Here is a 22,022-nt window from a genome sequence, read left to right as displayed (position 1 = left end):
TATGAAAGCGCACCTGACCCTCCTGGCCGCCAGCCTGTTGCTGGCGGCCTGCGCCACCCCATTGTCGACGCCGGACAGCGGCATTCAACCGCCCCAGGCTTGGCAGAGCCTCGATACAGCCAGCGCCCAAGCGGTAAACCTGCAATGGTGGACGCACTTCGGCAGCCCGCAATTGAACCGCTTGATCGAGCAGGCGCGCCTGGACAGCCATGACCTGGCCGCCGCCATGGCCCGCGTACGCCAGGCCCAGGCCAGCGCCGTGATCGCTGGCGCACCGCTGCTGCCAGCCGTCACCGCCGGACTCAACGGCAATCGCCAGGAATTGCTACGGGGCAAGGGCTACAGCCAATTGGACGTCGATCGGGACAACCGCACCATCGACTACTACGACGCCAACCTCAGCGCCACCTATGAGCTGGACTTCTGGGGTGGCAAACGGGCAGCCCAGGACAGTGCGTTGAAGACGTTGTCGGCCAGCCAGTTCGACCGCGCGACCGTGGAATTGACCCTGCTCAGCGGCGTCGCCAATAGCTACACCCAGGCGCTGTCCCTGCGCGAGCAACAGCGCATTGCCGAACAAAACCTGGACAACGCCCAGCGTGTACTCGATCTGGTCCAGACCCGCTACGACGCCGGCAGCGCCACGGCCCTGGAACTGTCCCAGCAAAAAAGCCTGGTGGCGGCCCAGCAACGCCGCGTGCCGCAAGTGCAACAACAAGCCCGCGAAGCGTTGATCACCCTGGCGACGCTGCTGGGGCAACCGGTGCAGTCGGTCACACTCGACGACGACAGTTTCGACCGTCTGCACTGGCCCGCCATCGACGCCGGCGTACCCAGCGAACTGCTGCGCCGCCGCCCGGACATCGCCGCCGCCGAAGCACGCCTCGCCGCCGCCCAGGCCGACATCACCGTCGCCCGCGCCGCCATGCTGCCCGCCATGACCCTGGGCCTGAGCCTCGCCACCGGCGCCGACATCGCCGACCAGCTGCTGCGCAACAACGTCTACAGCCTCACCGCTGGCCTGGCCGCGCCAATCTTCAACAACGGCCGCCTCAAGGCCGAACGGGACAGGACCCTTGCGCGCCAGGAAGAACTGCTGGAGCTCTATCGCGCCGCCATCATCAACGGCTTCGCCGACGTCGAAAAAGCCCTGACCGGCATCAACGGCCTCGACCGCCAACGGCAATGGCAAAGCGAAGAACTGCACCAGGCCCAGACCGCTTTCGACATCGCCCAACGCCGCTACCAGGCCGGCGCGGAAGATTTGCTCACCGTACTGGAAACCCAACGCACGCTGTACGCCGCCCAGGACATGAACGTGCAATTGCGATTGGCGCGGGTGCAGGCGAGCGTGGCGCTGTACAAGGCGTTGGGTGGGGGTTGGCGGGTGATGTAGGGCTCAAACACATCTTCAAAACCAAGTCATACAGTGTGGCCAGGGTTAACTTCTGTGGGAGCAAGGCTTGCCCGCGATGCAGGCGACGCGGTTTCAGGGGGACCGAGGTGCCTGCATCGCGGGCAAGCCTTGCTCCCACAGATAGGTCCCACACTTCATAAACGGTGTCCGGCTTTGGCTCTGTTTATCCGGCCATGTAGGACGCCCGAGCGAGGCTACGTTGCCTTGCGTCATTGCCTACAACTACGCCAGAATCCGCCGGCTTGTGCGCTTGGCACCCCATCGATAACTTGTTTCCCGTCACTGCCCATCAGTGATCGGGTCTGCAAGCCCGACGAAATACCAGGCGCATAGCCACAAGCCAATCGACACACCTGTGTCGCTCAATGGCGGCTGTGTGCGGGAGACCTTCGGGTCTGCCGGGTTCCTGGTTTCCCGGTCTTGCAGACCCGCGCATAGCTGCCACCCATCATCTGCAAGTGATGTCTGGCAGCGCCTCGTAAATAACCAGGAGCTGCACCATGTTCAAGATCACCCTCAACCCTCCCGCAGACGATTCCAAGAAACTCGACGAAGCCGCCGACCGCGCCCTCGCCTACTACCTCGACCCCAAGCCCGAAACACCCAAGCCACCACCGGGCCAGTTATTCACCGTAGCGCAAGGCGCGGACCTGGAATGCCTGCTGGCCAACCTCAGCGAAACCCTCGCTTCGGTCAATGTCATGGCCAACGAGCTGGCCTTTGATTTGGAAGGTGCGCGCCGAAGCTTTGCCCTGGGGATCCAGCAGATGGTCGAGCTGAGTGAGCTGCTGGCAAACCGCGCACTGGACATCGCCGCGCCGCGCTGACACCTAACACTAACCTCAAGCCAAGTGACACCTGTGGCGAGGGAGCTTGCTCCCGCTGGGCTGCGCAGCAGCCCCAATGGCCAGCACCTCGGTGGGTCAGGTGTTTTGAGGGGACTGGTTTGGGGGCTGCTTCGCAGCCCAGCGGGAGCAAGCTCCCTCGCCACAGATAACTCTCCACTTCTCATAAACGGTGTTCGACTTGGGCTCTGTTTATCCGGCCATGTAGGACGCCCGAGCGAGGCTACGTTGCCTTGCGTCATTGCCTACAACTACGCCAGAATCCGCCGGCTTGTGCGCTTGGCTCATGACTTTTACTGTTCTCGGGTCGCTGATTTCAGCGATCGGGTTTGGTAGCCCGCGAGTCAACTAGGCGCAAGCGCCACCTTCTACAGATGCTCTCTCGCGTCTGTGTCATGGTGGCCGTGCGCAGGGCGTCTTCGGGCGCGCCGGGTTCCTAGTGCTCCGGTCTACCAACCCGCGTACGGCCGCCACCCAATCGTTTGGTAGCGAGGGTGTCGGCTCCTGAAAATGAATACTAGGAGTTACACCATGTTCAAGATTACCCCCAACCCTCCCGCAGACGATTCCAAGAAACTCGACGAAGCCGCCGACCGCGCCCTCGCCTACTACCTCGACCCCAAGCCCGAAACACCCAAGCCACCACCGGGCCAGTTATTCACCGTAGCGCAAGGCGCGGACCTGGAATGCCTGCTGGCCAACCTCAGCGAAACCCTCGCTTCGGTCAATGTCATGGCCAACGAGCTGGCCTTTGATTTGGAAGGTGCGCGCCGGAGCTTTGCCCTGGGGATCCAGCAGATGGTCGAGCTGAGTGAGTTGCTGGCAAACCGCGCACTGGACATCGCCGCGCCGCGATAAAAACCTTCACAAAAAATCTCAAACCAAGTGGCACTTGTGGCGAGGGACCGAGCTCCCTCGCCACAAAAGCGATCGTTCCACAGGCCAGCCACCTTCATGCATCTATACGGTTATTGAGTTTATCCAGTAAAAACGCAGACACAGTTTGTTTCTACACCTCCTCTTACTCTCCACCCATCCACCTGTTAAAAACCGGTCAACATTTTTGCCGGATCCAAGACACACGAAATAAATAAACCAACACAAACACAACAGATGCGCCCGTTCTATCTTCCGCGCGTACATATGTTTATCAGGATGAATTAATCATGAAGCAGCTGGATGCTCACTATCGGGAAAGAAACAGTCTCTTGGCCAATCAGCCCAGACTTGAAAACCTGATCAAAAAATTATTGCAAATTGCCTTGGCCCACTACTTTCCAAAACTGGGCCCGCCCAACGCCATCCGGCCTGACCACATCTACTTGACGACCTTTACTAAGCGTTATGACATTCATGGCGAAGAACATCGCGAACCTGTCTCTTCCCAGACCCTGACCCAACTGTACAAGAACTATCTGATCACTCATCAGAGCGTCACCTTTCCCGCTGGGCTAAGCGGGTTATTCGGCAACAGCACTGACTTGGCTGACGACACGATGCTATGGCCAATGCGCGATGCGAATAACGCAATAAACACAATAGAGAAAATCATCAGGGAATCCGGCGTTGATTTTCCTAAAACCTATAAAAAAGCGCTGGATACCTTTTGGAACACTCCAAACGCTGATATTGGCAATGCGCTACCGGCCCAATGGCTTTCTGCGGCGGTGGGAGCAGAAGTACGACTGAGAGCCTCGGAATTGTCTAGCAACACAGCCTGGTATCAACACGATAAAGAACTAATCGATGCACTGGCCAGCGAAGGGGAAGATACCGTGGCTAGCGTCATCGAATGGCAATATGAACTACAAAGGCGTGCCGTTGCGCCACAGACAAACGCCCTGGCCGCCGCGACAATCGTAACCGCAGTCATCGCCATGGAGAATGCGCTACAGGAATCGACCGAGGTACAACGTGAGATCACTTATCGAATCCAAGATCTGCTAGATCGCCACGCTCAATATCTGTTGGACTTTCCGATCACCCCGATCAATACGCAATCAACCGGAGAAACGTTGCCCGAACAGGAACTGACGATCTACGGAACACAAGGCGTGCGGCCGCCCAAACGGGGCGACTCCCTGTCCGGGAGGAAACAACGCATCGATGCCTATGCCGATCGCGTGCGATTACAACTCAACGGCATAGAAAAGGGTCACGAAGGAGAACGGAACGTCAAGTTCCAGCATACCCACCCTTTCACAACACCTTCGGGTTACTTCAGCGGTGGCTTGCTGGCCGCCGGGTATGACCCCCATGAAAAAATAGTCATTACCTTGACCGCGTTTACGGGAATAGGACAACCCGAAAACCTCACCAGCAGCAGCCATCATACCTACTCAGCCTGGGAAATTGCCGCCGGCGCCCTTGCGCACGACAAAGCGTCATACGGCGGTGTTGGCCCACTCAACTTCCAGTACATGGAGATCGAGCCCAAAGACAAATTGACCATCGAGCAATTGGAGGAGCTCGGCAACGTGCTGCAACATCACTGGGAAAAAGACATCTACACGCCGATGCGAAACCCTTCTGGAACCCTTGCCAAACGTTCCGGGAAAGCCCTCGCCTACGCAATCCGCGGGACGCTGCAAAGCCTGCTGGATGATCCTGGCAGTTTTGAAAGTTTAACGGTCGAGGGGCAACTCACAGTGGGGCGAACCCTGGAGCAAAACGGTCAGATCATTATCCCCAACCTCTACGGTTATCCGCTCGTCGGGTATGCATTTGTTCCCTACACCCCGTATGACGGCGACTACACACATCGCCCCAATCACGGGCTGATCATTGATCTGGACAACTACAAAGTCCATGAGATCCAAGGTGATGACAGTTTTGCACATTGGGCAAGAGAAAATCGTCACGGCCTGCTTCGAACGTTCAATGCTCACGATGCGCAAGGAGGTATCGACGCCCATTGGCCAAAGGCAGCGAGGGTTCTGGATAATTTAATTGCCGGCAACGGTGCCCACTACGAAGGCTATTACAATCTTCTTTCTGACCAGTTGATACCCGTTAGAGAATTGTTCAACTACACCGGATCGCGGGGGCGCTATTACCGCTTGAAACATGGAAACTTGAGTCCAGAAGGCGACGACAGCATTGCCGCAGTGTATCAAGCCGTCAACGCCAACAATTTCGTCTGGGCCGATCAGACAAAAATTTTTGGATCGTCCCAACAAAGCTGGAAAGCCGCAAAGGAATTTTGGGGCAATACCTTCGGTTATTTACCCTTGGTGGGCAATAGTGGAAACATTGTCTTTGGCGTCCACGACAGTGTGTATGGCATGACCGCAGAAGATCGTATCCAAGGCAACGCCGCCGTGGTGATATCCATCCTGCAACTGATACATGAGGTGCTGCCTGTCGGGGTAGAGATAGGGATGACTGAAGTGCCTGCCGCCCTCAGCCAGTCCACCCTCAAAACATACAAATGGGCGCGTAATCTCAACACCGACGATCTTGAGTTCAGGCAAATGCCTCGGCCTTGGGACAACCCGGATGTTCTTCCCATCGAGTTGCAGGGCATTCAGAAAATAGAATTTGAAGGAAAAGAATATTTCGTGGCCGACGCGCCCGATGCGGGCGATGGCATGCATTATCTCTTGCGAGCACAAGACCCGGACGATGCCTCGAAATTAGTGAGCAGCGGCAAAATTGCCAAACCGGACGAATCCGGAATCTGGCGAAGACGAGGGATGGTAGGCGGCACGCCCAGAGGCGTGAAGAAAGTAACTGCTGATATGGTCAGAGCCTGGCAGAAGCTGCCAAAAAAAGACACCGGCCGAAAAAATCGCCAAGCTTTCCTGGACTTCCTAAAACCCTATGATGTCCCTCCCGCCACCTTCGTGGTTTACATCAACCAAAGCGGCACACTCACATCGCTGGGAGAGGCCCTATTGGCCGAGGCCACGTTGGGCGAGGCATTTAGACCCGTCACCGTGGAACATTTGAAAGCCTGGAGGGACATGCCGACAGCCGAGCGACAGAAAACTCCACAGCACCAGTTCGCGATGAACAACCGAATTTATTTGAGTGACCTTCGCAAGGACTCGTTGATAACCGGAGAACTCACTTGGAAAGGGCAATACAGGGTCGACTTGGATGCAGGGATGGAGTTTCACCGGCCCACCGTTGAAGAGTTGACTATGTGGAGAGATACCTCCGTAGCCGATATCAAAAAAACACCTTGGTATCAGTTCGCCCGCGAGCGAAACATTAATCCGCATACGTTTAAATCCCAGATAAAGATCGGAGGCGGACTGAGTGCCTTGGGTCATATGGAACTCAATAGAGGCGGCGTGACACTCATGCCTCCCACCGTCGAAGCGTTGAAAGCATGGAACGAGCTGTCCAAGGCTGAACGTGAAACCATCTCTATCCATGACTTTGCATTGCGCCGCAACCTGAACCCTCACACGTTTGCAACTGAAGTCAAAGCGAATGGCGAGCTGGCCGTGCTGGGTCAGTTCAGGATCAGCAAGGCCGAAGGCACCAAATTCCATCCCGTCACGGTTGAAGAACTGATCGAATGGCGAGACATGCCGGAGGCTGAGCGCAAGGAAACGTCCTGGCATAAATTTGCCCTGGATCGCTCCATCGATTTGCACAGCTTCAATAATTTCACCAAGGCGAACGGTGAACTGAAAACAACAGCGATCAACAAAATCCAGCAGGCCAATACCCATTTCAAGCCGCTCACAGCCCAGGATCTGCGAGATTGGCGGGATATGCTGCAAGCCGATCGCAACAAAACCAGCCGTGAACAATTTGCCGCCAGCCGGCGATTAAACCCAAAACGTTTCAATGCCGAAGCGCGTGCGACCGGTGAACTAGGGCCCCTCGGAGAGTTCAGGGTCAACAAGAACGAGGGGATCAAATACCATGAGCCGACGGCCAAGGAACTGATTGAATGGCGGGACATGTCACAAGCCGAACGGAAAAAAACGCCCTGGCATCAATTTGCGTTGGAGCGACAAATAAACCTCAAGAGTTTTTCAAACCTGGCCCGTGCGACCGGCAAACTGACGAGCGTGGCGCAATTCATCATCAGGGCGGCGGACAGCGAAGAACCGCTGATTGAGCCGACGCATCCAACTGCCCCGTCAGCCACCGAACCAGAACCCGATGTACATCCACGTCGGCCATTGGAAGAAGATGACCTATCGGACGATGACCCGACACTGGGTCCACCGGCCAAACGCGCCAAGACTGAACCTATGCCGCTTGCCCAGGCTCAAGCGCACGCGGCTGAGCGGGCGCAAGTGTTGCAGTCCCAACTTCCGCCTTTTGCAATCGACAAAACGACGCTGGCGGTAGGGGTCTTGAATAATGACTCAGGTGAGCAGCGGGTCGTCGTCTCGACCAGTTCGCCAAGAAGCTATATGCCTAAAAGCGTAGCAGTAAGCGCCGATGAACTGATCTATGGCCATGACCATGCAGAGGCCAACATCATCGAGTGGGCACGCCAGAACGGCTACTCCGTGCTTACGATTGGCGCGGGTAGGCCTATCTGCTCGAAATGCGCTCGATTGATAACTGCCATAGGCGCAACTGCCGCAACACCCATCAAGGAGGGATAAAGATGAACACTCAAACTCGGCTCACCAGCGTAGCGCCAGACTTGGTGGAATGGGGAGCCAGCCTTCCCGCGACACGTCGAAAAAATGTCGCGTGTGCGGCGGCGCAATGGGCCTGCACCAAAAGCAATGCCATGGCGCTTCATCATGAGCTGCCCCTCAAGCAAATGCTGCAGCCCACGTATATCGCTACCGAAGCCGATCGACAGCGTCTCGCCCAAAAAGCCGATGACCTGGATGAAAAATACTATTCAACCGTTGATCCGCAGGTGGATTCAAACGCGGCAGATGGCGACTTAACGCTGTTCGAACAGGCCAGAGCCATCACTTGCGTATTGTATGCGTTCGATGCCGACGAGTTGTCTGCTTTCTACGATGCGTTGTACGAAGCGCAAGCCGTAACGGACGATGTGGATGAACTTCGCCAGTTGTGCCGAACCTGAGAGCGCCCCCATTTGAAACGTGGACCACGGCGAGCCCCCTCCTCGCCGTGACTACACGGGTTTGGCCTTGAGATTACGCGCATACCACGGCCGCTGCGGCACGCGACGGAATAGTTCGGAGAGCTTTTTGTCATCGCTGCCGAAGGTGATGCGCAGGGCCAGCTTCATGGTTTCCGGGTCCATCTCCACCGAACGTCCAACCTGCAACCCCGGCGTGGTGCTACAACCGTGGGTGTCCGGGCCCAGCCAGGGGTCGGCGATTTCGACCCAGCGGCCCGGGGCGAACCAAGGCACACCGTTGACTTGCAGCCGGCTCACTTCGCCCGGATGGAAACGCTCGTGGGCGCGGAACCAGTCTTCGAGGCGGTCGTCGATCCAGCCGTGGAAGGCCCAGAACACCGGGCTCACATGGGAGGAAAACGGATCGCCGAGAAAGTCGTTTTCCGGAGCGTACCAGCGCGCGGCGAAGTCGTCCGGGTCGCGGGCGAACGGCACCGGGTGGCCGTTGGAAGGGTCACGGGGCACCGAGGCCCAGCGCATGTGCAGCCAGTCGTGCAGGCCCAACTCCACTTCCGAGCCAAACTGGCCGAGGGTCAGTTTCGACAGGTAGCGCGGGTCGCGGTAGCGCGATTCCCAGACCTGGAAATTGCTGTGGTACGTCTCTGCCGTCTTGATGTCGCTGACCCACTGGGCGTACTGCTCGTCGCCATCGGCCAGCCAGGTCGGCGGCAAGGCCGTGCCATCGTGGTTGTCGAGGTAGCGGGCGAACCCAAGGCGATCGCGCGCAAGTTCCGGTTGCGGCAAGGGGAAGCGCGGCCACGATGGCAGCGGCTGGAACGAACGGGCGGTGCCGAGCATGTGTCGGTGCATGAAAAAGAAATCCACGCCGGAACCGTTGCGATCCTTACGCGGGCCGCGGGCATCACGTTCCTGGTCCCGTGGGCCGGGCTGCCAGCCGATGCCGCGCAAGGCATTGCGCTTGTCTTCGTCCAGGGTGTGCCATTTGTCCCGCGAGGCGTGCCAGAGCTGGTGGAACAGCCGATGCTCGGGCGATACCAGCCAGGCCAGCAGCGCCGGGCTCAGCGGCGTGCGCTCCCGGGCCTCGGGGAAACGCTGCTTGATGGCGATGAAATGATTGTCGGGTTCCGGCAGCGCCAGAGGACGGTCCAGGCGCAACACGCGACCGCTGAGGGTGGCGCTGCCGGCATTGCCGAAACCGGCCCAGACTTCGTCCAGGGTCATGATGAACTCGTAGTCCGGCGCGTCCTGGCGAGCACTCATCAGCCGCCAGCTCAGTTGCTTCGGGTCGGTGCCGGCCAGGTCGCCCAGCACCCGATAACGCGGCTCATCGGTGTCGCGCAGGCGTTCGGCGCTGTCGAGGTAGCCCACCAGGCCACGGCCCCTTTGGCCGATATCGAGGAATAGTTGCAGATCATCCTGGGGCAAGCCTTCGAGACCGGCGTCGCGGCCGGTGAAACGGATCGTCCAGATGCCCCGCAACGTATCGGCCCGGCGCTGGCCCGCTGCGTCGGCCACATCGAACGAGGCCTCGCCGGGGGTGATGGTCGGGTCCGGCCGGGTCAGTTCGCGATGCCCGTAATACACCGCAGGCACGGCGGCACCGGTCAGCGCCAGGCCTGCCATGAACCATCGTCGAGAAATCGTCATTGCCTTACCTGTGTTCGGCCCAGGGGTGGGCTTTATCCAAGCTAGAACGATGGGTGGGCTGACAAATTTATAGAGAGCCTTGAGGCCGCCTTCGCGAGCAGGCTCGCTCCCACAATGGGCCTGAGTACATTCGCAGGAGATGGGTGGGTTTAAGGCCGCCGTCGCGAGCAAGCTTTGCTCCCACAGTGCAATTGCAATGCGGTCACCTGTGGGAGCAAAGCTTGCTCGCGATGGCGGCCCCGAGAACACCTAAATTTCCCACCCGATCACTCGTTCTCCCCAGATAGCAAAGGCCCCCGCGCCTGTCCTTCCAAGGCGAACCTGACTGAGATCGGCAATGACAACACCTCGTTCGAAAAAGGCTCTGTTTATCGGCCTACCCCTGGCCCTGGCGCTGGCCGTCGGTGCTGGCGTCGCGGCTTGGGACCATTGGTGGCGGGACAATCCCGGCTACCCGGTCAAGGTGATGAAAGAAGCCAGGGAGCTGCACGAACGCCTGCTGTCCTTCGACAGCCACATCACCGTGCCGCTGGATTTCGGCACCGCCGGCAATGAAGCCGACAAGGACGGCAGCGGCCAGTTCGACCTGGTGAAAGCCAACCGCGGACACCTGTCCGGCGCGGCCCTGACGGTGTTCGGCTGGCCGGAGTTGTGGAACGGGCCCAACGCGCCGCACAAGCCCACCGCCGGCTTCGTCGAGGAGGCGCGCAACCAACAGGAAGTGCGCTACAAGATCATCACCGGCCTGGTCCGCGACTTTCCCAACCAGGTCGCCATCGCCTATACCCCGGATGATTTCCGTCGCCTGCACGGCGAAGGCAAGTTCGCGATCTTCATCAGCATGCTCAACGCCTATCCCCTCGGCCACGACCTGAGCCTGCTGGACCTGTGGACCGCGCGGGGCATGCGCATGTTCGGCTTCAGCTACATCGGCAACAACGACTGGGCCGACTCCTCCCGTCCGCTGCCGTTCTTCAACGACTCGCCCGACGCCCTCGGCGGCCTGTCGGACATCGGCAAGCAAGCAGTGACGCGCCTGAACGACCTGGGCGTGATCATCGACGTGTCGCAGATGTCGACCCAGGCCCTGGAACAAGTCGCGCAACTGAGCCGCACGCCGCTGGTGGCCTCCCATTCGGCGCCACGGGCGATGGTCGACATTCCACGCAACCTCAGCGACAAGGAAATGCAACTGATCAAGGCCAGCGGCGGCGTGGTGCAGGTCGTCGGTTTCTCCCAATATCTGCGGCCGCTGACGCAAAAGACCCAGGACAAGCTCAACGCCCTGCGCGAACGCTTCGACCTGCCGCCGCTGCCCAACCTGGCGATGGCGCTGATGCCCGGCGACCCGATCATCGCCGCCTGGCCGGAACAGAAATTCGGCGAATACGCCGGCCAGCTCTACGGCATCCTCGAAGAGGAACCCAAGGCCAGCCTCAAGGACCTGGGGGACGCCATCGACTACACCGTACGCAAGATCGGCATCGACCACGTCGGCATCAGCTCGGACTTCAACGAAGGCGGCGGTGTGGAGGGCTGGGAGAACGTCGGCGACATTCGCAACGTCACCGCCGAACTGCTGACCCGCGGTTACTCGGAAGCCGACATCGCCAAACTGTGGGGCGGCAATTTCCTGCGGGTCTGGGATCAGGTCCAGAAAGCCGCCCGCCCCGCCCTCGCCTCGACCCAGAAGGCGGTCCAGCCATGAATGAACGTCGCACGTTCCTGAAGCAGGCCGGGATCCTCGCCGCCGGCCTGCCGCTCGCGGCCAGCCTGCCCGCCACGGCCAGCGCCGATCCACTGCCGCCGCTGCCGAAAAATAAATGGGCGCAACTGCGCTCGCTGTTCGATCAGGACCCGGACTACCTGCACTTCTCGAACTTCCTGGTCACCACCCACCCGCGCCCGGTGCGCGAGGCCATCGAAAAGCACCGCGCCGCCCTGGATAAAAACCCGGGGCTGTTGATGGACTGGGACCTGGGCGTCACCGAAGAACGCGAGGAAAACGTCCGCACCTGGGCCGGCCGCTACCTGCAGGCGAATCCTGCGCAGATCGCCCTCACTGGCAGCACCACCGAAGGCCTGTCGATCATCTACGGCGGCGTCCAGGTGGCGGCCGACCAGGAAATCCTCACCACTGCCCACGAACACTACGCCACTCACACCATTCTCGACCTGCGCACCCAACGGACGGGAACACGGGTGCGCAAGATCAAGTTGTTCGACAACGCCCACGACGTCAGCCATGAACAGATCCTCACGGCCCTCGACCGCAACATACGCCCCGAAACCCGAGTGCTGGGCATGACCTGGGTGCACTCGGGCAGCGGTGTGAAGCTGCCAATCGACAAAATCGGCGCCCTGGTGGACAAGCACAACCAGGGCCGCAGCGATGAGCAGCGGATCATTTATGTGGTGGACGGCGTGCACGGTTTCGGCGTCGAAGACCTGAGCTTCCCCGCCATGAATTGCGACTTTTTCATCGCCGGCACCCACAAGTGGATGTTCGGCCCACGCGGCACCGGCCTGGTGTGTAGCCGCAGCGAAGAGCTCAAGTACGTCACGCCGATCATCCCGACCTTCTCCGAAGCCACGGCGTTTTCCACGGTCATGACGCCGGGCGGCTATCACGCCTTCGAGCATCGCTGGGCAGCGGACGAGGCGTTCAAGTTGCACCTGCAACTGGGTAAGGCCGAGGTGCAGGCGCGCATCCATGCCCTCAACAGCTACCTGAAACAACAGCTGCTGGCACAGCCGAAGATTGAACTGGTCACCCCGCTGAGCCCGGCGCTGTCCGCCGGTTTCACCTTCTTCCGGATCAAGGGCCGCGACAGCGACGAGGTCGCCGCTTACCTGATGAAAAACCGCGTGATCGCCGACGCCGTGCATCGCGATGCGGGACCGGTGGTCCGCACCGCACCAGGGCTGCTCAACACCGAAGCCGAGATCGATCGCTTCATGGGGTTGCTGGGCAAGACACTCTGAACCTGACTTATCGAGAGAGATGGATGAACAGTTTTTCGCTGAAGTTATTCCCGGTACTGGCCCTCGCGTCCTTGCTGCCCTCCGGCGCCCAGGCGTCTCAAGCGGGCCAGGTCTTTCGTGATTGCAAGGACTGCCCGGAAATGGTCGTGCTGCCCACCGGCACCTTCCAAATGGGCACCCCGGAAGACGAAGTGGGCCGCGAGCCCGACGAAGGCCCGATGCACCCGGTGACGTTCGCCAAACCGCTGGCGATCAGTCGCTTCCAGGTGCTCAAGGGCGAATGGTTCGCCTACCTGCGCGACACCGGCTACACGATGCCCGACGGCGACGATCGCCCCGGCCGGGCCTGCAAGGCCGGCATCCCGGACTACCAGGGCAGCGACCCGCGCAAGCAATACACCGACCGGCACCCGGCGGTGTGCATGGATTTCGCCGAGGCCAAGGCCTACGTGGCGTGGTTGTCGAAAAAGACCGGCAAGCAGTACCGATTGGTCAGCGAATCTCTGCGCGAATACGCGGCACGCGGCGGCAGCACCGGGCCGTTCCCCTTCCCGTTCGACGAGGGCAAGGAATACAGCATCGCCCAGCACGCCAACACCTACGGCGCGGCCGACGGCTACAACTTCACCGCCCCGGCCGGCAGCTTCGCGCCCAACGCCTTCGGCGTGTACGACATGCACGGCAACATCTACGAATGGACCGCCGATTGCTACAACGAAAACTACGTGGGCGCCCCGAGCGACGGCAGCGCCTGGCTGACCGGCAAGTGCGAATTCAAACGCATCCGCGGCAACGACTGGGGCGAAGCGCCGGTGTTCTCCCGCTCCGGCAACCGCAATGCGCTGGTGCCGGGCGACCGCGGCGACTGGATCGGTTTTCGGGTGGCGCGGGAGATGTAGGCGCCCCCTGTGGGAGCAAAGCTTGCTCGCGATGAGGGCAGTACATCCACCCTCTTCATCGACTGCAACCCCGCCTTCGCGAGCAGGCTCGCTCCCACATTGGATCTCCAGCAGCCACAATATCCGCGTGCACACGGAGTCCTTCTGTGGGAGCAAAGCTTGCTCGCGATGAGGCCAGTACATCCAACAACTTCATTGGCTGTAACCCCGCCTTCGCGAGCAGGCTCGCTCCCACATTGGATCTTCTGCAGCCACAATATCCGCGCGCACCCGGAGTCCTTCTGTGAGAGCAAAGCTTGCTCGCGATGAGGGCAGTACATCCAACAACTTCATTGGCTGTAACCCCGCCTTCGCGAGCAGGCTCGCTCCCACATTGAATCTTCAGCAGCCACAATATCCGCGTGCACACGGAGTCCTTCTGTGGGAGCAAAGCTTGCTCGCGATGAGGGCAGTACATCCACCCTCTTCATCGACTGTAACCCCGCCTTCGCGAGCAAGCTCGCTCCCACATTGGATCTTCAGCAGCCACAATATCCGCGTGCACACGGAGTCCTTCTGTGGGAGCAAAGCTTGCTCGCGATGAGGGCAGTACATCCACCCTCTTCATCGACTGTAACCCCCAAAAAACGAAGAGAAAAAACGACGCTTCCCATTTCTGAAGAAGCGCCGTTTTGTCTAAGTGAACAGCATCACGCACAAGGCAGGTCTATTTCATTCTCGCAAGAATCAGAACTCCGGGGTGTACTTCACGCTGAACATCAGGTTGCGCGGATCACCGAAGTTGTTGTTGCCATCAAGCTGGTTGTAAGCGGGCGTTATGTACGTCTTGTCGAACAGGTTGTTGGCATTGAGCGCCAAAGCGATTTCTGGCGTCAGCTGGTAGCCGACACGGGCATTCCACACGGTATAACCCGGTACGTCGGTCTTTTCCTGGTAAACCAGTGTGTGGCTTTGGGTGGTGAAGCCCAGGCCAGTGCTGACACGGCTCCAGTCGCCGGTCAGCTGGTAGTTGCCCCATACCCGCAGCATGTGTTTCGGCGTCCAGCTACTGAAGACAACACCGTCCTTCCCCGGCTCCTCCAAGTACTTGGTGGTGTTGTAGGTGTAGCCCGCGAACAACTGCAGATTGTCTACCACTTCACCACTGATTTCCGCATCGAAACCCTGGCTGCGCACTTTCCCCGAGGCTGCCGAGCAATACCCGCCCTCACATACCATCCCGCCGGCGACGTCTTGGATGGCGCGGTTCTCGTGGTCGTAACGGAAGATGGCCAAGGAAGTATTGACCCGACCGTCCATCAACTCACCCTTAAGGCCGACTTCGTAGTTGGTGCCGACGATGGGCTTGAGCACCGAACCGCTGGTATCGACCTCGGTCTGGGGCTGGAATACATCGGTGTAGCTGGCGTACACCGCCCACTCACGGCTCAGGTCATAGATGATACCGCCGTAGGGCGTGACCACCCCGGTTTCAGTTCCGGTGTTTGCCGTGTAGGGGGTAATACCGGCTGAGTCTTCGGTTCTCGACTTGTAGCTGAAGTCATACCAGCTGACCCGGGAACCCAGCACCAGCGTCAGATCATCGATCGGCTTAACGCGCCAAGTGCCATACACACCCTTCTGGCGGATATCGTACTTACTGAGGACGCCCCGCCCGCCCGGGCTGTTGATCAGACTCTCATAGCTGATGTCCGGCCGGTTATTGTTCAGGTCGAAGATGGAGTCGCTGGTGCTGTTGAATGTACGGGCGTAGCGATCATCCGTCTCCAATTGCGAGAAGTTGCCGCCGAGCATGACTTCCTGCTCCATCGACAAGGCTTCGAACTTGCCGATCAGGTTCATGTCCAGACCAGACTTCGTGGACTGGAAATCAGTCACGAAATCGGCATATTGCACGCCACTGCCATCAGGCAAGAGACCACCCCCCCTTTGCACTCGCTGGTTTTTCGCCTGGTTGTCTTCAGTCATGTACACGGCACCCACCTTGAACGCCCAGTCATCGTTGAACCGATGCTCCAGGTCGGTGTAGTAGGTGGTGACATCGATTTCCGAACGGTTCCAACGCGCCCCCGTATAGGTCGAACGCGACACGTCCGGCATCGACCCGTCGGCGTAGCGTGGCAGGCCACGGATGTTGCCGCGCGATTCGCCGTTGGATTGGCTGACTGCAAGGCCCAGGGTGGTGTCTTCGCTCAGGTCGATATCCAACGCACCGTACAGCGAATGGGTCTTGCTCCACGCATGATCGACGAACGAATTGCTCTGGTCTTCGTCGATGACGACACGACCGCGGATATTGCCGGCCTGGTTCAGCGGGCCGCCGGCGTCCAGTTGCAGGCCGTAGTGATCCCAGGAGCCGGCCTTGCCGGTCAGGGTTACGGTCGGGGCATGCTGGCCACGCTTGCGCACCAGGTTGACGGCACCACCGGGGCTGCCAGTGCCTTGCAGCAAGCCGGCCGCGCCGCGCATGATTTCCAGGCGGTCGAAGAAGATCAGGTCTTGGGTCGCCCAGTTGCCCAGCGAATAGTTATTGCGCAGGATCGGCACGCCGTCATATTGCCAATCGTCGATCTGGAAACCGCGTGACGACAGGATCATGCCTTGGCCGACGCCCTGCAGGCCGACGATGCCGGTGGTCTGGTTGACGGCGTCCTTGAGGCTGACCAGGTTCTGGTCATCCATCTGCTTGCGCGTCATCACGGTGATCGACTGGGGAATTTCCTTGAGGGTGTGGGTGCCCTTGCCGAGGGTCACGGCCTTGCTGGTGTAGGAATGACTGCCTTCGGTTGTCGCGTCCAACGCTTGTGCACTGATGGTGGTCGCACCCAGCTCAAGGCCTCCCGTGGCAGGGCTGCGCATCAACATCCAGGTATTGCCCTCGAGGCTGTAGCGCACGCCTGTGCCCTTGAGCAATTCGGCGATGGCCGCCTGCGGGCTCATCGTGCCGCTGACGCGGGTGCTTTTCAGCCCGGCCATGTCGCCAGCGTTGTAGATCACTTGCTGGTTGGTCTGCTGACCAAACGCCTGCAGAGCCTGCGGCAGCGGTTGCGCAGGAATGTCGATGCTGACGTCTTGCGCCATTACCTGAGTGCTGAGGGGCAGTACGCAGACCCACCCCAAACCGGCCAACACCCGCCGCGAACGCAGGCCGCGGGACATGACGAGTGCCTTGAAAAGAAGTTTCAACTCATGAATGGATGACATCGTGTTCTCTATTATTGGTCGAAGTAAAAGTCCATGGGGCCGAAGGGCCCGCCGCTCGCCGGCACACGTGAACCCGCACCGTCGATTGCCCCAGGGCAATGTGTCAGGGCGTGGCCGACCCGATGTGCCCACATACCTAAATAAGACGCAGCATCTGCAAAAACCGGAATGACTTTACTTATCATTCGCGAAAACAATCAAAAAAAGGCCGGCGCTGCTGGGCGCCGGCCTTTTTAATCCTGGATTCCATGAACACAGCCAACACCAGGGCTGCAAACACACCTGTGGCGAGGGAGCTTGCTCCCGCTAGGCCGGTCCGACGCTTCGGGCGCAGCGGCCCCAAGATTTTGCGGTCGCTGCGCAACCGAGCGGGAGCAAGCTCCCTCGCCACAATAATGTGTGTCAGGCGGCTCCTCGCTAAATCCCCTTCCCCTCCAATCGTTCTACAGGTGGGCCCGCTCCAACCCGGCGTGCCGCCGTCCTCCAGCCCATGCGGTGCATGTCCCCGCGATGGCGTTCGTCCTTTTCATCTTGCAGGGAAACCTCCATGAGCCAACCAAAACGCGGGGTGATCAATGAATTGTTCACCCTGCTCAAACCCTTCCGGCTGATTGTCATCGGCGCCATCCTGCTGGGCATGGTCGGTGGCCTGAGCGTCACCGTGCTGCTGGCCACCATCAACCAGGTGCTGCACGCCGAAGGCGGGCTGAGTCACACCGTGGTGGGCGTGTTCGCCGGGTTATGCCTGCTGGCCCTGATCAGTTCCATCTGTTCCGACATCGGCACCAACTACGTTGGCCAGAAGATCATCGCCAAGCTGCGCAAGGAGCTGGGGGAAAAAGTCCTGTCGGCGCCCATCCAGCAGATCGAACGCTACCGCAGTCATCGCCTGATCCCGGTGTTGACCCACGACGTCGACACCATCAGCGACTTCGCCTTCGCCTTCGCCCCCCTGGCCATTTCCCTGACCGTCACCCTTGGGTGCATGGGGTACCTGGCAATGCTGTCGTGGCCGATGTTTCTGATGATGGTCGTGGCGATCATCATCGGCACCGTGGTGCAGTACATTGCCCGCGATCATGGGATCAAGGGCTTCATGGAGGCGCGCGACTCCGAGGACGAATTGCAGAAGCACTACAACGCCATCGCCGAAGGCGCCAAGGAGCTGCGCATCCATCGCCCTCGTCGGCACCGCATGTTCGTCTCGGGCATTGAGCACACCGCCGACAAGATCTGCGACACGCAGATCCGCTCGGTGAACATTTTCGTGATCGCCAAGACCTTCGGCTCGATGCTGTTCTTCGTGGTGATCGGCCTGGCCCTGGCCCTGCAGTCGCTGTGGCCGAGCGCCGACAAAGCGGTGATGAGCGGTTTCGTGCTGGTGTTGCTGTACATGAAAGGCCCGCTGGAACACCTGATCGGCACCCTGCCTATCGTCAGCCGTGCGCAGATCGCCTTCCGCCGCATCGCCGAATTGTCGGAACAGTTTTCATCCCCTGAACCCCACTTGCTACTCAACGACCAAGGCCAGCCGAAAACGCCGGTGCAGACACTGGAACTGAGCAATGTGGCCTACAGCTTCCCGGCGGTGGAAGGCGCCGCGCCGTTCCGCCTGGGGCCGGTGAACCTGAAGATCGACCAGGGCGACATCGTGTTCATCGTCGGTGAAAACGGCTGTGGCAAGACCACGCTGATCAAGCTGCTGTTGGGCCTCTACGCGCCGCAGCAAGGAGAAATCCGCCTCAACGACCACGCCGTGACGGCCGTGACCCGCGATGACTATCGTCAGTTGTTCACGACGATCTTTGCCGACTACTACCTGTTCGACGACATCGTCCAGGGCGACACCCATATCCCGGACGCCGCCAACCAATACCTGCAACGCCTGGAGATCGCCCACAAGGTCAGCGTGCGCGACGGCGCCTTCACCACCACCGACCTCTCCACCGGCCAGCGCAAGCGCCTGGCGCTGGTCAATGCCTGGCTGGAAGAACGCCCGGTGCTGGTCTTCGACGAGTGGGCGGCCGACCAGGACCCGACCTTCCGGCGGATTTTCTACACGGAGTTGCTGCCGGACCTCAAGCGCCTGGGCAAGACCATCATCGTGATTTCCCACGACGACCGTTACTTCGACGTGGCCGACCAATTGGTGCGCATGGAAGCCGGCCGCGTCATCACCGAACTGCAACCCGCGTAAATAATCACGATTCTCATTCTGGTTTTTCTGGGGTGGTGCGTCCTAATTAAGAATCGATCACAACTACACCCTATTAAAACTAAAACCTGCAAGAGTGAAACACATGCCAGCAACTCCGGGGATTCCACGTTTTACCAAGGCACTGATCATGCGCCGCCTGCTGCAACCAGGCTTCAGCGCCACCGCGTTCAGCCTGGCACTGGCCATGCCGTTCAGCGCACAGGTCCAGGCACAGGAAGTCGACCTCAACATCGCGGCGCAGTCGCTGTCGAGTGCCCTGCAGGCGTTGAGCAATCAAACGAACATGCAAGTGCTCTACAGCGCCGATGATGTCCAGGGCCTGCGCAGCCAGCCGGTCAGTGGCCGGTTGTCGCCGGCGCAAGCGTTGTCGCAGATGCTGGTGGGGACCGGCGTCATGTTCACGATCCAGGGCAACACCGCCAGCGTGCGCGCCAGGACGGCGGGGGATTCGCTGGAACTGGGCGCCACGACCATCACTGGTAAATCCGCGGAATCGGCCTACGGCCCGGTGGACGGCTACGTCGCCACTCGCAGCGCCACCGGCACCAAGACCGACACACCGATCCTGGAGATCCCGCAGACCATCAACGTGGTCACCGCCGACCAGATCGCCACCCAGGGCGCGCGTAACCTGACCCAGGCCCTGCGCTACACGCCGGGCCTGGACACCAGCGGCTTCACCGACCGCAACACCATCGCCGATGAAATCACCAGCCGCGGGTTCGCGCCGACACAGCTGTACCTCGACGGAGCCTACCTGCCCTATGCCGGCAGCCTGGGCGGCGCGCCGCAAATCGATCCGTATACCCTGGAGCGCATCGAAGTGCTCAAGGGCCCCTCATCGGTGCTGTACGGACAGAACCAGCCCGGCGGCTTGATCAACATGGTCTCCAAGCGACCGACCACTGAACAGCGCAGCCAGATCAAACTGGGCGCGGGCAGCTACGACCGGGTCAACGGCGCGTTCGACACCAGCGGCCCGATCGACGATCAAAAGGAATTCAGCTACCGCGTCATCGGCGTGGCGAAAAAAGGCAACCAGCAGGTCGATCACACCCACAGCGAACGCATGCTGCTGGCGCCGAGCCTGACCTGGGCGCCCAATGAAGACACCTCGCTGACGGTGCTGGCGCAGATCCAGCGCGATGACGGCCTGGAAGACTATCAGGCCCTGCCGATGATCGGCTCCCTGAAGCGCGGCCCCAACGGCCAGCGGATCGACCGGGACTTTTTCTCCGGCGACACGCGGTGGAACGACTACAAGCGTGACCAGTTCGTTCTCGGCTACGACTTCAGCCACAACTTCACCGATGACCTGACATTCCGCTCCACCGCCCGCTACACCGATGTGCGTGACCAGTATCGGGGCTTCTACCTGCGTGGTTTCGTTGGGAATGACCAGACCCAGGCCACTCGCAACAAACTCGACTGGCAGCAGCACAACACCGCCTACACCATTGATAACAATGTGGAATACAAATTCAACACCGGCGCCCTCGAACACACCACCCTGGCGGGCGTGGACTATCGTCATTTCAACCGTAAATACAAGGGCTACAACATCACAGGCGCGCCAATCGACCTGTACGGCAATAACAACAACTACGACACCAGCGACGTGACCCCGACGCTGGACACCCAATGGGACAACACCGTTCGCCAGACCGGCGTCTACCTGCAAGACCAGATCAAGCTGGACAAGTGGATCCTGACCGTGGGTGGTCGCCAGGACTGGGCCGAAGTGGATAACAAGGATTTGCTGGCAGACAATGTCGCTTCGCTGCGCGATAACAAGTTCACCGGCCGCATCGGCCTGACTTACGTCACCGACTTCGGCCTGGCTCCGTACATCAGCTACTCCGAGTCGTTCCTGCCGACCACTGGGACGGACGCTGCCGGCAATGTCTTCAAGCCGACCGAGGGTGAGCAATACGAAGTGGGCGTGAAGTACCAGCCGTTCGACAAAACCCTGATCACTGCCTCGGTGTTTCAGATCGAACAGAAGAACGTGAAGACTCAGGATTTGGACAACCCTGGGTACGAGTCTCAGACAGGTGAGATCCGCTCCCGCGGCGTTGAGCTGGAGGTCAAATCCGCGATCAACAATATTGATGTGATGGCTGCCGCGACCTACCTCGATTCGTTCTATACCAAAGATCAGTGGGGCTACCAGGACAACCGCAGCGAACAACAGGCTCCTGTCTCCGCCACCTTATGGGTTGACTACCACTTCATCCAAGCATCGCTCAATGGTCTGACCTTTGGCGCGGGGGTCCGCTATACCGGGCGTAAACCTGGCGACGCGGACAACTCGTTCGACGTCCCAGCCTACACCGTGTTCGACACCACCATCAGCTATGACATGGGCAAGGCCACCTCGAGCCTGCGTGGCGTCACCACCAGCCTGAACGTGCAGAACGTCTTCGACCGCGAGTACGTGTCCAACTGCAACTACTCGTTCGGCTGCTACTACGGCCAGGAACGCGTGGCCTCGCTGGACGTGACCTACGACTTCTAAGCAACACCGCACACAAAAAAAAATCGGGCCTGGCCCTAATGCCGATCAGTAAAGCGAAATAAAACCCGGCAGTAACCCTGTGGCGAGGGAGCTTGCTCCCGCTGGGGCGCGAAGCGGCCCTGTTTTTGGGCTGCTGCGCAGCCCAGCGGGGATAAATCCCCACGCCCCCGCTTGTGTGGTTTCTCCCTCTCCTCTTTACAACTCCCCGCCCCCCCGACGCGCCTCAAATTCTCGTGCCGCCCTTTGCTT

Annotated in this window: 12 protein-coding genes; 10 read left to right on the top strand and 2 right to left on the bottom strand. The window is 59.9% G+C overall.

Features of this window, described 5'->3' with window-relative positions:
• Position 1 precedes the first annotated feature (1 nt).
• The 5 genes from J3361_RS22230 (at position 2) to J3361_RS22210 (ending at position 8,281) form a co-directional block, all read left to right on the top strand.
• Complete coding sequence (locus J3361_RS22230) at positions 2 to 1,396, top strand: efflux transporter outer membrane subunit (RefSeq protein WP_207966335.1); 1,395 nt, start codon at positions 2 to 4, stop codon at positions 1,394 to 1,396.
• A gap of 521 nt (positions 1,397 to 1,917) precedes the next feature.
• Complete coding sequence (locus J3361_RS22225; RefSeq protein ID WP_207966334.1) at positions 1,918 to 2,244, top strand: DUF6124 family protein; 327 nt, start codon at positions 1,918 to 1,920, stop codon at positions 2,242 to 2,244.
• Positions 2,245 to 2,793: 549 nt separating this feature from the next.
• Positions 2,794 to 3,120: a DUF6124 family protein gene (locus tag J3361_RS22220; protein ID WP_045155537.1), complete on the top strand. Its 327-nt coding sequence runs from the start codon at positions 2,794 to 2,796 to the stop codon at positions 3,118 to 3,120.
• Positions 3,121 to 3,428: 308 nt separating this feature from the next.
• Positions 3,429 to 7,841: a hypothetical protein gene (locus J3361_RS22215; protein ID WP_207966333.1), complete on the top strand. Its 4,413-nt coding sequence runs from the start codon at positions 3,429 to 3,431 to the stop codon at positions 7,839 to 7,841.
• A 2-nt stretch (positions 7,842 to 7,843) separates the two neighbouring features.
• Positions 7,844 to 8,281, top strand: a complete 438-nt coding sequence (locus tag J3361_RS22210) for a hypothetical protein (protein WP_207966332.1) — start codon at positions 7,844 to 7,846, stop codon at positions 8,279 to 8,281.
• 51 nt (positions 8,282 to 8,332) lie between these two features.
• Here the strand turns inward: J3361_RS22210 and J3361_RS22205 are convergent, their stop codons facing one another.
• Positions 8,333 to 9,949 (bottom strand): PvdJ/PvdD/PvdP-like protein, encoded by a 1,617-nt coding sequence (locus J3361_RS22205; RefSeq protein WP_207966331.1) that lies wholly within the window; start codon positions 9,947 to 9,949, stop codon positions 8,333 to 8,335.
• A gap of 337 nt (positions 9,950 to 10,286) precedes the next feature.
• Between J3361_RS22205 and pvdM the strand changes: the two genes are divergently transcribed.
• The 3 genes from pvdM to J3361_RS22190 are packed head-to-tail and all read left to right on the top strand — an operon-like array spanning position 10,287 to position 13,833.
• Positions 10,287 to 11,657, top strand: a complete 1,371-nt coding sequence (gene pvdM, locus J3361_RS22200) for a pyoverdine-tailoring dipeptidase-like protein PvdM (RefSeq protein WP_207966330.1) — start codon at positions 10,287 to 10,289, stop codon at positions 11,655 to 11,657.
• Positions 11,654 to 12,934, top strand: a complete 1,281-nt coding sequence (locus tag J3361_RS22195; protein WP_207966329.1) for an aminotransferase class V-fold PLP-dependent enzyme — start codon at positions 11,654 to 11,656, stop codon at positions 12,932 to 12,934. The genes pvdM and J3361_RS22195 overlap by 4 nt, the downstream gene beginning before the upstream one ends.
• A gap of 23 nt (positions 12,935 to 12,957) precedes the next feature.
• On the top strand, positions 12,958 to 13,833 hold the full coding sequence (locus J3361_RS22190) for a formylglycine-generating enzyme family protein (protein WP_207966328.1): 876 nt from the start codon (positions 12,958 to 12,960) through the stop codon (positions 13,831 to 13,833).
• Between the two features lie 726 nt (positions 13,834 to 14,559).
• Here the strand turns inward: J3361_RS22190 and J3361_RS22185 are convergent.
• Positions 14,560 to 17,037, bottom strand: coding sequence for a TonB-dependent receptor (locus J3361_RS22185; protein WP_207966327.1), 2,478 nt, complete (start codon positions 17,035 to 17,037; stop codon positions 14,560 to 14,562).
• Between the two features lie 547 nt (positions 17,038 to 17,584).
• Between J3361_RS22185 and J3361_RS22180 the strand changes: the two genes are divergently transcribed.
• Together J3361_RS22180 and J3361_RS22175 are read left to right on the top strand one after the other, a co-directional pair.
• On the top strand, positions 17,585 to 19,234 hold the full coding sequence (locus J3361_RS22180; protein ID WP_207966326.1) for a cyclic peptide export ABC transporter: 1,650 nt from the start codon (positions 17,585 to 17,587) through the stop codon (positions 19,232 to 19,234).
• Positions 19,235 to 19,337: 103 nt separating this feature from the next.
• Complete coding sequence (locus J3361_RS22175) at positions 19,338 to 21,773, top strand: TonB-dependent siderophore receptor (RefSeq protein WP_207966325.1); 2,436 nt, start codon at positions 19,338 to 19,340, stop codon at positions 21,771 to 21,773.
• Positions 21,774 to 22,022: the final 249 nt, after the last annotated feature.

Origin of the sequence: Pseudomonas sp. OA65 (genome assembly GCF_017498305.1) — a bacterium.
GTDB lineage: Bacteria > Pseudomonadota > Gammaproteobacteria > Pseudomonadales > Pseudomonadaceae > Aquipseudomonas > Aquipseudomonas zanjanensis.
This window is presented reverse-complemented; position numbering and strand designations above follow the sequence as displayed.